Raw genomic sequence first — 14,150 nt, 5'->3', positions numbered from 1 at the left:
AGTGCGCGGTGCAGCGGGGTGCGACCCGAAGTGCGCCTCGCGGCGCGGGGTTGAGGGTGCCTCGGGGCGGGGTCGATGTGGGGCCAGGTGGGGCGTTTACGATGATCCCGAGTCATCGATCAGCCGATCACCCGCGTCCCGTGCGGCCCCAGCGGCCCCGGACGCCGTCCCGGGGAGGACCCCTTGACCGATCACCTCGACCCAGCCAGCACGCCCGCCGCAGGCGACCTGCACGCCTTCATCGCCGGGCTGCCGAAGGCCGAACTGCACGTCCATCACGTCGGCTCCGCCTCCCCCCGCATCGTCTCCGAGCTGGCCGCCCGGCACCCCGACTCCAGGGTGCCCTCCGACCCCGAGGCCCTGGCCGACTACTTCACCTTCACGGACTTCGCGCACTTCATCGACGTGTATCTGTCCGTCGTGGACCTCATCCGCACCCCGGAGGACGTACGGCTGCTGACGTACGAGGTGGCCCGGGATCTGGCCCGGCAGCAGGTGCGGTACGCGGAGCTGACGATCACCCCCTTCTCCTCCACCCGGCGCGGCATCGACGAACGCGCCTTCATGGACGCGATCGAGGACGCCCGCAAGGCGGCGGAGTCGGAGTTCGGGACCGTGCTGCGCTGGTGCTTCGACATTCCCGGCGAGGCCGGTCTCGAGGCCGCCGAGGAGACCGCGCGGCTCGCCGTCGACGACCGTCTGCGCCCCGAGGGCCTGGTCTCCTTCGGGCTCGGCGGGCCCGAGGTCGGCGTACCCCGGCCGCAGTTCAAGCCGTACTTCGACCGGGCGATCGCCGCCGGGCTGCGGTCCGTTCCGCACGCCGGCGAGACGACCGGGCCCCAGACGGTGTGGGACGCGCTGACCCACCTGCGCGCCGAGCGCATCGGCCACGGCACCAGTTCCGCGCAGGACGAGAAGCTGCTCGCGCATCTCGCGGAGCACCGCATCGCGCTGGAGGTGTGCCCGACCTCCAACATCGCCACCCGCGCGGTCCGCACCCTCGACGAGCACCCGATCAAGGAGTTCGTGCGGGCGGGCGTCCTGGTCACGATCAACTCCGACGACCCGCCGATGTTCGGCACCGACCTGAACAACGAGTACGCGGTCGCCGCCCGTCTCCTCGACCTCGACGAGCACGGCGTGGCCGACCTCGCCCGGAACGCGGTCGAGGCGTCCTTCCTGGACGAGACCGGCAAGGCCCGGATCCGGGCCGAGATCGACACGTACACCGCCGGGTGGCTCGCCCCCTGACCCCACCGCCCCGCCGACCGGTACAAGGGGCCCCTGCGGAGACAGCGGACACAATGGGCCCATGCAGACCCTGACGGCCGTGGCCCATCGCGGCGACCCCTACCGCTTCCGTGAGAACACGATCGACTCGCTGCGTTCCGCGCTCGACCAGGGCGCGGACGCCGTCGAGATCGACGTACGGCTGACCAGGGACGGGGAGCCCGTGCTGTTGCACGACGAGACGTTGAAGCGGCTGTGGGAGCACGACCGGCCCCTGCGGTCGCTGTCGGCCGACGAGGTCCGGGGGCTGACGGAGGGCGGGGTGCCGACGCTGGTGGAGGCGCTCGCGGCGACCGAGGGCAGCCGGGTGATGATCGATCTGCCGGGGACTCGGGAGGCGCGTCAGGCGCGCCGCGTCGTGGACGCCGTGCGCGAGGCCGGGGCGGCGGACCGCGTCTACTACTGCGCCGACGCCGTCGCGATGCTCGCCGTCCGCGCCGCCGACCCGGCCGCCGAGATCGCCCTGACCTGCACCAGCGTGGCGCCCCCGCGGCCCGCCCTGCTCGCGGCGGTGAAGCCCCGCTGGCTCAACTACCGCTTCTCCCTGGTGAACCGGGACCTCGCCGCCCAGGTCCACCACGGCGGCCACCTGCTGTCCGTCTGGACCCCGGACACCCGCCGCTCCATGCGCCGTCTGATCGACACGGGCGTCGACTCGATCACCACCAACCGCATCGACGCCCTCTGCTCGCTGCGCTACACGTCCGAGCGCTGAGCCACCGTCGCCGGGTCGGTCGGGACGGCGCGGGTGAGGTACTGCGGGACCGGGGTCGCGTCGTCGCCGGTGTCGCGGACCAGGCCGTAGCGGGTCGCGCCCTGGTCGGGGCCGGTGGTGACGTCCTGCTCCACGGCGTCCCAGGTCGTCGGGAAGACGTTGAGGCCGTAGTCGGCGCCGCGCTCGTTCACGGTGAGGGTGACGTCGCCGTCGACGTAGAAGTACTCGTTCTGCCACATCTGCTGGGTACCGGCGGGCAGGACGGCGTAGCCGGTGGTGGAGTTGCCCATTCCGGTGGCGGAGGCGTCGGTGGAGCTGACGGGGTCGTCCATCCGGCGGCCGCCGCCCGAGGCCACGTGGAAAAGCTTGCCCTTCAGGCCGGTCCAGGCCGGCATGACCAGGCTGCCGGCCCGGTACTGCGGCGAGATCTGCCAGCGCACGAGGACATAGCCCTGGCCGGTGAGCGTCACGGCGTCCCCACGGTGGTTCATGGTGGCGTGCGCGCCGCCCGTGCTGGCGATCCCGGACGCGGGCCGGCGCGGCAGGGCCGCGGGCGCGGTGCCGGGGGCGGGCGCGCTGTCGACGGCGTCCACGACACTGCCGTACAGAGCCGTCTTCTTCTCCGTCACGGAGGGCGACGGAGACGGGGACGAGGAGGGTGACGAGGAGGGAGAGGGCGCGGCCGGGGTCTGCCGGACGGGCGTGCTCGCCGCCGTGGGGGCGACGGCCGCCTGGGCGGGCGGGCCGTCGGGGGGCTGTACGACGATGTAGGCCCCGCCTGCCGCGAGGGTCGCGCCCGCCGTCACCGCGACGGCCGGCTTGGTGAGCGCGCCCAGCACCTTCGCGGACCAGCCCACGGAGCCTGCCGCCGCGGCCGCCGCCGTCTTGCCGCCGAGGGCCAGGGAGAGGGTGAAGCCGACGGGGACGGGCACGAGCGCGATGCCGACGAGGAGCCGTTCCGCCGGTACGACGGTCTCGCGGGCGTCGCCGCAGTAGCCGCAGCCCCGGATGTGCCGGGCCAGCCGCTTGCGCCAGACGGAGTCGGGGCGGCCGGGCCAGCGGGCGGTCAGGTCGCGCAGGTCGGGGCAGGCGCTGTCGAGGGCGCGGACGATGCCCCGGGAGACCTCCAGGCGTTCCTTCATGCGCTGGACGCGCACGGCGGCGTGCTGGCGGCTGATGCCGACGGCGGCGGCCAGCTCGCGGCGGGTGAGCTCGCCCGCGACCTCCAGCCACCACAGGGACAGCAGTTGCCGGTCCTCGTCGTCCAGCCAGGGCACCGCCTCCGCGACCTCGCGCCGCTGGCCCTCCAGCTGGAGCCTGAGGACGGTGAGTTCGGCGAAGTCGGCGGCGTCGCCGTGGGGTGCGCTCTCGTCGAGGCGCGGTGCGGTCCTGCGGCGCGCGCGGTCGCGGATCTGGCGCATGGCGATGGCGACGAGCCAGGAACGGAAGCTGTCGGGCTCGCGCAGCGAGCCGAGGTTGTCGACGGCGCGCAGCATGGTCTCCTGGACGACGTCGTCGACGTCGGCGTGGCCGTTCAGGGCGCGGCCGACGATGTTGTAGACCAGCGGCAGCCAGCCCGCGACCAGCGCGTCCAGCGCGTGCCGGTCCCCGGCCTGCGCCGCGGCGATGGTGGCGCGCCAGTGCTGCCCGGCCTCGCCGTCCGCGTACGTCGTCATGCCCGCACCCTCTCAGCCGGGACCGCGCTGTTGGCAATGTCGGAGATCACACTGTGGAGACGGATCGAGGGGTTCCGGGATAACACTTTTCGGCCCCTAGGGATCACCCCTCAGTAACTTCGTTACCAGACAAGGGACTTGGTCAGGGATCCACCAGGGACGGACGCCCTCCTCAGTGAGGATCCGGTGACGCTCGGTTCACCGGAAGATCGTCGTGAAGCCATTCGACGATCTCCCCTGGAGCCCCCTTCCGATGCGTGCTCGCCGTCGCACCACCCTGGTCACCGCCTCTCTCGTCCTCGCCCTGACGGCGGCCGGCCCCCTGGCCGCCCCCGCGTTCGCAGCACCGGCCGCACCGGCCGCACCCGCTGCCCTTGCCTCCCAGCAGACGGGCGCCCTCGACACGGCGGCCCTCGCCGCCGCGCTCACCGGCCTCCCGGACGCCGACGCGACCGCCGCGCTCGTCCGGGTCGGCGGCACGGACGGCGCCTGGCGCGGCAGCGCGGGCGTGCACGACCTGGCGAGCGGTGCGGCGGCGGACCCCGGTGCCCGCTTCCGGGCCGGCTCGACGACGAAGGTGGTGACGGCGGCGGCCGTGCTCCGGCTCGCGGCCGAGGGCCGGATCGACCTCGACACGCCGATCCAGCACTATCTGCCCGGCCTCCTCGGCAGACAGTTCCGGCCGATCACCGTGCGGCAGCTGCTCAACCACACCAGCGGCATACCGGCGGGCGACGGCCTCGGGAACACCTTCGAGGAGGTGTACGCGCACCGCTTCGACACGCTCGCCCCGCAGCAGGTCGCCGCGTCGGCGGGCGCGAAGAAGCCGGAGTTCTGTCCGGGCGAGCAGCAGCACTACCTGAACATCAACTACACGTTCCTCGGCCTGCTGATCGAGAAGGCGACCGGGCGGTCGTACGCCTCCGAGGCCACCCGGCTGGTGCTGGCGCCCGCCGGGATGCGGGACACGTACTTCCCGGGGACCGACCCGCGCATCCTCGGCCCGCACAACCTCGGCTACCAGAAGGTGAAGAAGGCGGACGGGACGACGGAGTTCGTGGACGTCACCGAGTGGAACCAGGCGGACCGGTTCGCGGCCGGGGACATGATCTCCACGACCGCGGACCTGGAGCGGCTGCTGACCTCGCTCTTCCGGGGCCGAATCGTGCCGGAGCCGCAGCTCCAGGAGATGTTCACGGTGCCGGCGGACATCACCGGCGCCTCCTACAGCGCGGGGCTCCAGCGCTTCGAGTCCGAGGGGAAGGTCTACTGGGTCAAGTCCGGCGGCCGGTACGGCTACAACTCGGCGATGGCCGCCACCCGGGACCTCAGTCGCACGCTCGTCTACTCCGTCAACTCCACGGACGCGAAGAGCGAGGACGCGAACCCGGTCGTCGGCCGGATCATCATGGCCGCGCTCAAGTAGGGGCCGACCGCTCCCCCTGCTCCTGCTCCTGCTCCTGCTCCTGCTCCTGCTCCTGGAAGGGACACCTCACTGCAACGGCTCCTCCAACGCCACGTTCCGCACGCCCGGCAGATGTCCGTCCAGCTCCCCCGGCTCGAAGCGGCACATGCCGACCGCGTGCCAGAACTCGCCGGTCACGTCCCCCTCGTACTTGTAGCCGCCGGACGGCGCGAGCGCGGCCCAGCCGCCCGGCAGGCCTACCAGGGTGGCGCGGAGCGCGGCGGGGCCGTCGGAGGGTCCGGCGGCGGGGACCTCGGCGGGGACGCTCCACAGCCGTACCGTGCCGTCCTCGCCGCCGCTCGCGAGGAGGGAGCCGTCGGGGCTGAAGGCGACCGTCAGGACACGGCCGGTGTGGCCGGTGAGGGCGGCGGTCTCCCGGCCGGTGCGGGTGTCCCACAGGCGGACCGTGCGGTCGTCGCCGGCGGTCGCCAGCAGCGGGCGCCGCGGGTGCGCGGCGGCCGTCCACAGCTTGCCGGTGTGCCCGGTGAGCCGGTGGGCGACCGCGCCGTCCCGCCAGATCAGCGCCCGTCCGTCCCAGGAGGCGCTGGCCAGCCAGTCGCCGTCGGGCGCGAACGCCACGGCGTACACCCGGTCGGTGTGTCCGTCGAGGACGGCGGTGATCCGGCGCTCGGCCACGTCCCAGATCCGCACCTTGCGGTCGTCGCAGCCGGTCGCCAGGAGCACCCCGTCGGGCCGGAAGGAGATGGAGCGGACCCGGCCGAAGTGCTCGCCGACGGTGACGACGTGCGCGCCGGTGGCGCGGTACCAGAGGCGGACGGTGTCGTCGTCGTTGGCGGTGGCGAGCAGGTCGCCGTCGGGGCTGAACGCCTCGGCCCAGACGTGGTCCGTCTCGACGTCCATCTCGCGCTGGTACTCGCCGGTCTCCGCGTTCCACAGGTACATGTCGCCGTCGCTGCTCGCCGTGGCGAGCAGCGGGCCGACGGGGCTGAAGACGGCCGAGACCAGGCGGTCGCTCTGCCCGGCGAGTTCCCGCAGCCGCCGCCCGGTCGCGCAGTGCCACAGCCGGACGACGCCGTCGTTGCCGCCGGCCGCGAGCAGCGAGCCGTCGGCGCTGAAGGAGAGGGTGCCGATCCGGCGGCCGTGGCCGCGCAGGATGCGCCGCCCCTGTCCGGTGGCCGGGTCCCAGAGCCGTACGACGCCGTCGTTGCCGCCGGTCACCAGGAGCGGGCCGGTCTCCGGGGCGGGCCCGGCAGCGCTCTCCCCGCGCGGGCGGAACTTGCACACCCAGACCGAGCCGCGGTGCTCCGGGGGCTGGCGGGTCAGCGGCACGGCGACCGGCCCGGACCGCGCACCGGAGTCCGGGCCGGCGCCCCGGTCGGCGTCTCGTTGGACGTCCCGCCGGGCGTCCCGCCGGGCGTCTCCTCGGGCGTCCCGGTCGGCGTCCGAGAGGAAGCGCCACAGCCGGACCACGCCCTGGCTGTCCCCGGCGGCGAGGAGCGTCCCGTCGGGATCGAACAGCACCTGGTACACGGCCCCGCGGCAGCCGCCCAGCAGCCCGCCCTCGGCCGCGGCCCCGGCGGCCAGGTCCCACAGCCGCACCTCTCCCTCGGTGTCCGCGCTCACCAGGAACCGGCCCCCGGGATGGAAGTCCAGCGTGTAGACGCGTCCCGCGTGCCCGGTGAAGGTGTGCAGCACGCGCCGCCCGGCCACGTCCCACACCCGCACGGTCCCGGCCCGCCCGTCGCCCATGTCCCCGGTGGCCAGCAGCGTGCCGTCCGGGCTGAACCGCGCCCGGAACACCGCCCCCCGGTGCCCCGGCAGCGCCCCCAGCAGCCGCCCGCTCCCGACGTCCCACAGCCGTACGGCAGCGGAGGCGTCCCCGGTGACGAGGGTGGCGCCGTCCGCCGCGAGGGCGACGGTGTAGACGGGCGCGGAGTGACCGGCCAGCCGGTGCAGCGGTGTCCCGGAAGCCGTGTCCCAGAGGGTGACCACGCCGTCGGCGTCGCCGGTGGCCAGCAGCGAGCCGTCCGCGTCGAGGACGACGGGCCAGACGCCCCGCGCATGGATCTCCAGCCGATGCCGGCACGCGCCGGACACCGGATCCCACAGCCGTACGGTCCCGTCCGCGCTGCCGGTCGCCAGCACCCGCTCGCGGAACTTGACGGCGTAGACCCGGTCGGTGTGACCCTGCAGGGTGCGCAGGGCGGTGCCGGTGGCGGCGTCGCAGACCAGGACTCCGCCGTCCTCGCTGCCGACGGCGAGGAGTTCGCCGTCCGGGCTGTAGGAGATCGGCTCGGGCAGCCGGCTGGTGCGCATGTCGAAGCCGTACGGCACACCGACCGCGGAGGGCCGGAAGCCGGAGTCGACGGCCATGCCGGGGGCGAGCGCGGCGGCGGCCAGTTCGGGGGCGTCCGGCAGACCGGGGCCGGTGGTCGCCCCGATCAGCGCGGCGCGCCGCCAGCGGCCGCCCTCGATCCGGGCGTCGGTGAGGTCGGTGCGGATCAGCCGGGCCCGTCGCAGGTCGGCCCCGCGCAGGTCGGCGCCGGTCAGATCGGCGCCGTCGAGCCGGGCGCCGGTCAGCCGGGCGTCGCGCAGCACCGCGCCGGAGAGGTTGGCGCCGACCAGCCGGGCGTCGGTGAGGTCGGCGCGGGTGAGGTCGACGCCGGAGAAGTCGCGGTAGGAGAGGTCCTCCCCGGCGAGGGCCGCGCCGCGCAGGTCGGTGTGGGCGGGCACGCGCAGCCGGGAGAGGATCTTCACGGCGTTGGCGCGGGCGACCTCCGCGCCCCCGGAGTCCCGGTCGGCGAGCGCCCGTTCGGCCCACTCCTGGCAGGCGCGGTGGTCGGCGAGGTCGCACAGGAACTCCACGGCGAGCCGGCTGAGCTGCCGTCGGCCCAGCAGCGCGCTGTCCCCGGCGGCCAGCCGCACCGCGCACTCCCGGGCGATGAGCCACTCGACCACCGAGCCGTGGATGAAGCGGAACACGCCGTCCTCGCTGCGCACCAGCAGGCTGCCGGAGCCGACGGCGTGCGCGGCCTGCGGAACGGACAGCCGGCTGTCGGCGAGACCGGTGAGGGTCTCCGCCACGTCGGTCAGCTCGTCCAGCCGCAGCGAGTCCTGGCCGCTCTCCCACAGTCGCAGGGCGAGCGCGGTGACCGCGTGCCAGAGCTGGTCCTCGCTGAGTCCGGGGGCCCGGCCGGGGCCGCCGGCGGCGCGCTGCCGCTCGTGGCGCAGCCAGGCGGAGAGCACCTCCTGGTAGAGGCCGGCGGGGCTGAGCGCGCGTCCGGCGCCGGCGACGGCGCGCAGCTGGTCGTCGTCGAGGTCGGCGACGAAGCCCAGAAGTCGGGGGTTGCGGCACAGGACCATCAGGTCGGGGATGGCGTCGAGGAGGCGCACCCTGCGGTCGGCGGCGCGGTCGTCGCCGTCGTAGCGGTTGACCAGGTAGGCGCGGATCTGCTGCGGGGTGAACTCCTGGACCGCGAGGACGCGTCGGTGCGGGAGCAGGCCGACGCGCTCGCCGAGCGCGGTGAGCACTTGGCCCCGGGAGCGGAAGTGCTGGGTGCGGCTGCTGACGACGATCTTGGCGTGGTCGACGGCGGAGTCCAGCAGCACCTGGAGGCGTTCGGCGGCGCGGTCGTAGGTGACCCGGGTGACGAGTTCGTCGAAGCCGTCGAAGAGGAGCACGATCCGGCCCTGTTGGAGCATGTAGCGGAAGGCGCGCAGGTCGATGTCGTCGACGCCGTGGACGGCGAGGTGGGCGGCGACCAGTCCCTCGAAGGAGTAGGCCCGGTCCAGCGCGTTCAGTTCCACCAGCAGCGGCACCAGGTGGGGCAGTTCGGTGGGGATACGGCGGGCCAGCTCGCGCAGCGCGAAGGTCTTGCCGTGGCCGAAGTCGCCGAGCAGCAGCAGAAAGCGGCCCTGGTCGGAGTCGAGGAGGCGGAGCATGTCGTCGACCAGGCCGTCGCGGTCCTCGGCGTCGATGCGCTCCACCTCCCGGTACCGCTGGGGCAGATACATGCCCGGCGGATAGCGGGGGTCGGTGCGCAGCCGCTCGCTCTGGGCGCCGACGTAGGCGCGCAGGTCGAGCAGGCCCTGGAACTCGGTGAAGCTGCGCACCCGGACGCCTCTGCGGCGGGCCAGGTCGCGCAGGTCGCGGGCGGGCGGCGGGCCGTCGTGGACGAGTTCGGCCTCGGTCTGGGAGTCGGCCGCGTGCACGAGGGCGACGATCCGGTCGACGTCCTGGGCGGTCGGAGTGCCGGTGTGCACGGCGACGCGCTGCTGTCGCACGAAGCCCGACTGGGTCCAGGTGACCAGGAGTTGGGGCACCGGTCCGGCGACCGGGCGGATCTGGGCGCCCTCGTGCCGGGTCCGGCAGACCTCGGCGACGCGGGCCAGCAGGATCTCGGCCGGGGACTGCACGGCGCGCGGCTCGGCGTCGGGGGCGGCGACCGCGTCCGGGACGTCGGTGGAGGCCGCCTCGTCCGGGGCGAACGCGCGGTGCGCCCGCCGCCACTGGACCCGGCTGCGCCGCGGCTCGCCGGGGCCCGGCCAGGCGGCGAGCCCCTCGCGGCCGAGGCGCAGCAGCTGGTGGCGGGCGGGCCCGGCGGCCCCGAGCAGCGGCAGTTCGCCGGCGGCGGTGGCCAGGGCGGGATGCGCGCCGCCGCCCGCCGGGCCGTGCAGCAGCAGATGGAGGCGGGGTGCGGTGAGGCGGGCGAACACGTCGGTGTCGCGCAGCGGCCCGGAGCCGTCCGGGGCGGCGCCGCGCGGCGCGGCGGTCCGGGCGGCGCCGGGGGCGTGGCGCAGCGCGCCGATCCGCAGCCACCCCTCCTCCTCGTACGGTCGCAGCGCCTGGGCGAACCAGGCGGCCTGTTCGGGTCCGACCAGGCCGTACTGGTCGTCGAGCCGGTGGCTGTAGGCCATGGAGGAGTTGAGTCCCGCGACGACGGTGTGCAGTTCGGGCACGGGGAAGAGGGTCCATGGCTGGTCGCTGTCGAAGACCGCGTCGAGTCCCTGGTACAGCTCCTGGAAGAGCCGGGCGAAGTGCCGCCACTTGGGCCAGTAGGGCGGCCGGGGCGGCATCTCGTCGGCCTCGCAGGTGCTGAAGTAGGCGCGGCAGGCGGCCTGGTTGACGTCGTGGCCGCCGGGGACGAGGGCGACCCGGTGGGGTTCGAGGCCGAGCAGCGCGCGCAGTCCGGTGAGGAAGGCCAGCGCCTGGTCGAACTCGCGGGGGCTGCCGGAGGCGGTGAGGTCGCCGGTGACCACCAGCAGATCGGGGGACGGGGCGCCGGCGTCGGCGAGCTCGACCAGATCCCCCCAGATCGCCGCCTGCAGTTCGGCCGGATCCTGGCCGCGCCCGAAGGCGGGCCCGGCCAGCTGGAGCACGGTGACGGTGTCCCTGGTCGCGGCGTCCCCCGGGACGCGCGGGTACACGGGCGGCGCCGCGGGCCTGCGCCGCCCGGCCCATCCGGGACGGCCCAGCGGCCGGTCCGGCGGCCGGTCCGGCGGGGGCGCGACCGGCGGCGCGGGGGCGGGCGGCACGGGCCGGCCGCTGCCCGGGTAGTCGGGCCGCAGGCTGGGCCGGGCCCGGCCGTCGAGGGCCTGGCGGACCCGGGTCAGGAGCAGGTCGCGGGCGGCGGCCGGGTCGGCGACGGGCACCAGGTCGACGTAGGTGATGGTGGCGAGCAGGCCCTCCACCGGGATGTCCTCGACCCGCACGGTGAGCAGCCGGCGCTCGGGGGCGTCCGGGTCGGCGCGCAGGGCGGCCTGCCACTCCATCCGGCCGTACCGGGACCGTTCGTAGTTCCGCGAGAGCACGGCGACGACGGCCGCGGACTCGCTGACGCCCCGGTCCATGAAGTCCACGAAGTTGGTGCCGGGCACGAAGTCCCAGGCCTGGAGGACCGTGCGGTATCCGGCCTCCTCCAGCGTCCAGGCGATCCAGGACGCCCAGCGTTCGTCGGCGGGCGAATAACTGACGAAGAAGTCCAACGGCCCGGTCTCACCGGTCATCTGACGGTCCCCCATGTATTCATCATGCAATGAACGAGCGTGGATATGAACCGGTTTCGCAGCCCCTGGTCACACCGGGGCACAGGTGTGCGACCCTTCCGACCGTGTCTGTTCTATGGCGACTACATCGACTGCATGTACTGGACAAGGTGGCCATCGGTCTCCTGACGGTCGGGCTGGCGTGCGTGGCCTCGGGCCTGCTGCCCACCGCCCGGGCGGGCGACGCGATGACCCGGATCGCCCCGCTGCTGGCGTTCCTGGGCACGGTGATCGTGCTGGCCGAACTGACCAGCAGGGCCGAGGTGTTCGACGTGGTGGCGGCGCGGGTCGCCAGGGCGGGCCGGGGCAGCTACCCGCTCCTCTTCCTCCTCTGCGTGGCCTTCGCCTCGGTGACGACGATCGCCCTGAACCTGGACACCACCGCCGTCCTGCTGACCCCGGTGATGCTGGCGCTGGCCGCCCGGGTCGGCATCGCGGCGGTCCCGCTGGCGATGACCACGGTGTGGCTGGCCAACACCGCGAGCCTGCTCCTGCCCGTCTCCAACCTGACGAACCTGCTGGCCGCGGACCGGGTGGCACTGTCCCCCCTGGGCCTCGCGGGACGGATGTGGGCCCCCCAACTGGCGGCGATCGCGGTGACCATGGCCTGTCTGTGGGGCTTCTTCTGGCGCCGGGCGCGTCGCACGGCCCAGCGCCCGGCAGCCCGGGGCGACGGCCCGGGGGCGACGCGGGCACAGGACGTACAGGCGGAGGACGTACAGGCGGAGGGAGTACAGACGGAAGGCGTACAGACGGAAGGCGTACGCACGGACGGCGTACCGGCCGAAGGCGTACGAGGGAAGGGCGCCGATCGTTATGCGCCGCCCGAGGTGCACCGGCCCGCCGACCCGGTGCTGTTCCGGGCCTGCGCGCTGGGCTGCGGGGGCTTTCTGCTGGCGATCCTGGTCGCCGACGTGGAGCTGTGGGCGGCGTCCGCGACGGCGGCGGCGGCGGCCGTGGCGGTGTTCGCGCTGCGCGACCGCTCGGCGCTGCGCTGGTCCCTCGTCCCCTGGCGGCTGCTGGTGATGGTGCCGGGGATGTTCCTGGTGGTGGAGACGGTCAACGCGCACGGTCTGCATGAGCTGCTGGCCGCCGCGGTCGGTGACGAAGGCGGCGTCCTGGGACAGTTCCGGGCGGCGGCGGTCGGCGGCGGGCTGTCGAACGTCCTCAACAACCTGCCCGTCTACCTGGCCGGCGAGGACGCGGTCCCCGTCGCCAACCACGACCAGCTCCTCGCCCTTCTGATCGGCACCAACGCGGGCCCGGTGATCACCCCGTGGGCCTCCCTGGCGACCCTGCTCTGGTACGAACGCTGCCTCGCCTACGGGGTACGGGTCCCGTTGACCCGCCTGCTGGGGACGGGCGCGGTGCTGGCGGTCAGCGCGGTGGCCGCGTCGGTGGGGGCGTTGGCGCTGACCCGGTAGTCCAGGCGGCGCGCGTCCGGCCGGTTCGCCCCGCCGGCGTGGACGTCGCCACCAGGTCCAGCAGGGTCGGCAGCATCTCCGGGCGGCCCGCGACGAAGGACCGCTCGGTGTCCGGGCCGGTGAAGCCGCCGGCGAAGTCCCGGCCGTCCAGATGCCGGAGGGCCACTCCGGCCTCGCGGGCGAGCAGGGCGCCGGCCGGCAGGTCGATCGCCTCGGCCCGGTAGCCGACGAAGCCGTCGATGTCACCGCGGGCCAGCATGGCCCAGGCGACCAGCGGGGCCCAGAGCTGGAGCAGTCGGCGGGAGCGGAGTTCCAGGGTGTGCCGCAGCGCACGGACCGTGGGGTCGTCGCGGCGGACCGCGTGTCCCTGGGTCCAGGCCAGCAGGGGGCCGGCCGGGGAGAGGGGGCGGCTCCCGGGAGCGAGCGGTCCGGCGGGCCCGTGCGCGCCGCGGCCGTGCCGGGCCGACCAGGTCCGTCCGGTGACCGGGTCGTGGACCACGCCGACCACGGGCGCCGCGTCGACGCAGAGGGCGATGCCGACGACGTAGACGGGCAGTCCGATCACCACGTTGTTGCTGCCGTCGAGGGGGTCCACCAGCCAGGTGCGGCCGCGGCCGTCCTCGGCGCCGCCCTCGCCGCCGAGGTCGCCGGCCTCCTCGGCGAGGATGCGGTCGTGCGGGAAGTCCGCGCGGATCCGGTCGACCACCAGGTGTTCGGCGAGCAGGTCCAGGTCCGTGACGACGTCGCCGAGTGCGCCTTTGGGGCGGGCGGCGAAGCCGTCGGGGAACCGGGACCGCAGCAGCGCCCCGGCCGCCTCGGCGGCCGTCACCGCCGTACGGCACTCCGCGGTGAAGTCGGGGGTGAAGCCGGAGGCGGGGTCAGACGGGGGGTTCGCGGGGTGGTTCGGGCTCATGGATCCTCCAGAGGGCGGCCCGGGCGATCCGGGCGGTCTGGGCCGTGTCGCACTGTCTGCGCATCACCCGGTGGCCCGGGGCCCGCACCGGGCCCAGGGAGAGGTCCGCCCGGCCGGGCAGGGTCCGCCCCAGCACCAGCGTGGCGGTCGGACGGCCGTCCGGGACCACGGTGGTGTGGAACTCGCCCGCCGGCAGGGCGTAGGTCTGGCCTCGTGAACTCGTCTGTTCGGCGCCCGGCAGACAGCGCACCAGCCGTCTGGTGGGCCGCAGTTCGTCCAGGCCGGTCGGGTCGCTGTGCACCTCGAACACCCGGTGGGTGGGTTTCTCGGTGTCCTCGTCCACGCCCATGCGCCGGTTGCCCAGCCGTCCGTACAGCACGGTGCTGATCAACTCCCAGCTGTGGGAGTGGATCTGATGGTCGGTCAGGATGGGGTCCGTGGGACCGAAGACGTGCACGCAGACGCCCCGCGGCCCGTCGCGCAGCACGGGCAGGCAGACGAACCCCAGTGGATGGCGCACCGCGTGCAGCGCGCGGCGGCCCGTGACGACCTGGTGCAGTTCCGATGCGGCGTGCCGCACCAGCTCGGCGGAGTCCTCCCGCCGGGCGGCCCGTTCCAGGGCCGGGTAGTCCATCGCGTCCCCCCAGAAGGCGAACCAGAA

Annotated in this window: 8 protein-coding genes; 4 read left to right on the top strand and 4 right to left on the bottom strand. The window is 74.5% G+C overall.

The genetic code is table 11. From position 1 onward, the window contains the following. Nucleotides 1–114 precede the first annotated feature (114 nt). Nucleotides 115–1,251 carry an adenosine deaminase gene (locus tag OG562_RS31085; protein WP_266409625.1) on the top strand — a complete coding sequence of 379 codons (1,137 nt, stop codon included), beginning with the start codon at nt 115–117 and terminating at the stop codon, nt 1,249–1,251. A 61-nt stretch (nt 1,252–1,312) separates the two neighbouring features. Continuing rightward, nucleotides 1,313–2,005, top strand: coding sequence for a glycerophosphodiester phosphodiesterase (locus OG562_RS31080; protein WP_266403789.1), 693 nt, complete (start codon nt 1,313–1,315; stop codon nt 2,003–2,005). On the opposite strand, the gene OG562_RS31075 is transcribed toward OG562_RS31080, so the two are convergent. Then, complete coding sequence (locus OG562_RS31075) at nt 1,987–3,681, bottom strand: RNA polymerase sigma factor (RefSeq protein ID WP_266403786.1); 1,695 nt, start codon at nt 3,679–3,681, stop codon at nt 1,987–1,989. The genes OG562_RS31080 and OG562_RS31075 overlap by 19 nt on opposite strands. A 253-nt stretch (nt 3,682–3,934) precedes the next feature. Here OG562_RS31075 and OG562_RS31070 point away from each other — a divergent pair, with 253 nt between their 5' ends. Then, a complete protein-coding gene (locus OG562_RS31070; protein WP_266403783.1) occupies nt 3,935–5,107 on the top strand; it encodes a serine hydrolase in 1,173 nt (390 codons plus the stop codon). A gap of 66 nt (nt 5,108–5,173) precedes the next feature. Here the strand turns inward: OG562_RS31070 and OG562_RS31065 are convergent, their stop codons facing one another. Further along, nucleotides 5,174–11,128 carry a TIR domain-containing protein gene (locus tag OG562_RS31065; RefSeq protein ID WP_266403782.1) on the bottom strand — a complete coding sequence of 1,985 codons (5,955 nt, stop codon included), beginning with the start codon at nt 11,126–11,128 and terminating at the stop codon, nt 5,174–5,176. A gap of 134 nt (nt 11,129–11,262) precedes the next feature. Here OG562_RS31065 and OG562_RS31060 point away from each other — a divergent pair, with 134 nt between their 5' ends. Next, nucleotides 11,263–12,576: an SLC13 family permease gene (locus OG562_RS31060; protein WP_266403780.1), complete on the top strand. Its 1,314-nt coding sequence runs from the start codon at nt 11,263–11,265 to the stop codon at nt 12,574–12,576. On the opposite strand, the gene OG562_RS31055 is transcribed toward OG562_RS31060, so the two are convergent. Beyond that, on the bottom strand, nt 12,530–13,489 hold the full coding sequence (locus OG562_RS31055; RefSeq protein ID WP_266403779.1) for an inositol monophosphatase: 960 nt from the start codon (nt 13,487–13,489) through the stop codon (nt 12,530–12,532). The two genes, OG562_RS31060 and OG562_RS31055, sit on opposite strands and share 47 nt — an antisense overlap. Continuing rightward, entirely contained in the window at nt 13,455–14,123 is a 669-nt protein-coding gene (locus OG562_RS31050) for a hypothetical protein (RefSeq protein WP_266403777.1), read from the bottom strand. Before OG562_RS31050 ends, OG562_RS31055 begins: the two co-directional genes overlap by 35 nt. Between the last annotated feature and the right edge of the window lie 27 nt (nt 14,124–14,150).

This window comes from Streptomyces sp. NBC_01275, from assembly GCF_026340655.1.
Classification (GTDB): Bacteria; Actinomycetota; Actinomycetes; order Streptomycetales; family Streptomycetaceae; genus Streptomyces.
The sequence above is the reverse complement of the archived record's forward strand: the minus strand, read 5'-3'. Positions and strand labels throughout refer to the sequence as shown.

Excerpts from the sequence above, each read along its gene's own strand:
- OG562_RS31080 (WP_266403789.1), top strand. The coding sequence starts at position 1,313 with ATGCAGACCCTGACGGCCGTGGCCCATCGCGGCGACCCCTACCGCTTC.
- OG562_RS31075 (WP_266403786.1), bottom strand. The coding sequence starts at position 3,681 with ATGACGACGTACGCGGACGGCGAGGCCGGGCAGCACTGGCGCGCCACC.
- OG562_RS31070 (WP_266403783.1), top strand. The coding sequence starts at position 3,935 with ATGCGTGCTCGCCGTCGCACCACCCTGGTCACCGCCTCTCTCGTCCTC.
- OG562_RS31065 (WP_266403782.1), bottom strand. The coding sequence starts at position 11,128 with ATGGGGGACCGTCAGATGACCGGTGAGACCGGGCCGTTGGACTTCTTC.
- OG562_RS31055 (WP_266403779.1), bottom strand. The coding sequence starts at position 13,489 with ATGAGCCCGAACCACCCCGCGAACCCCCCGTCTGACCCCGCCTCCGGC.
- OG562_RS31050 (WP_266403777.1), bottom strand. The coding sequence starts at position 14,123 with ATGGACTACCCGGCCCTGGAACGGGCCGCCCGGCGGGAGGACTCCGCC.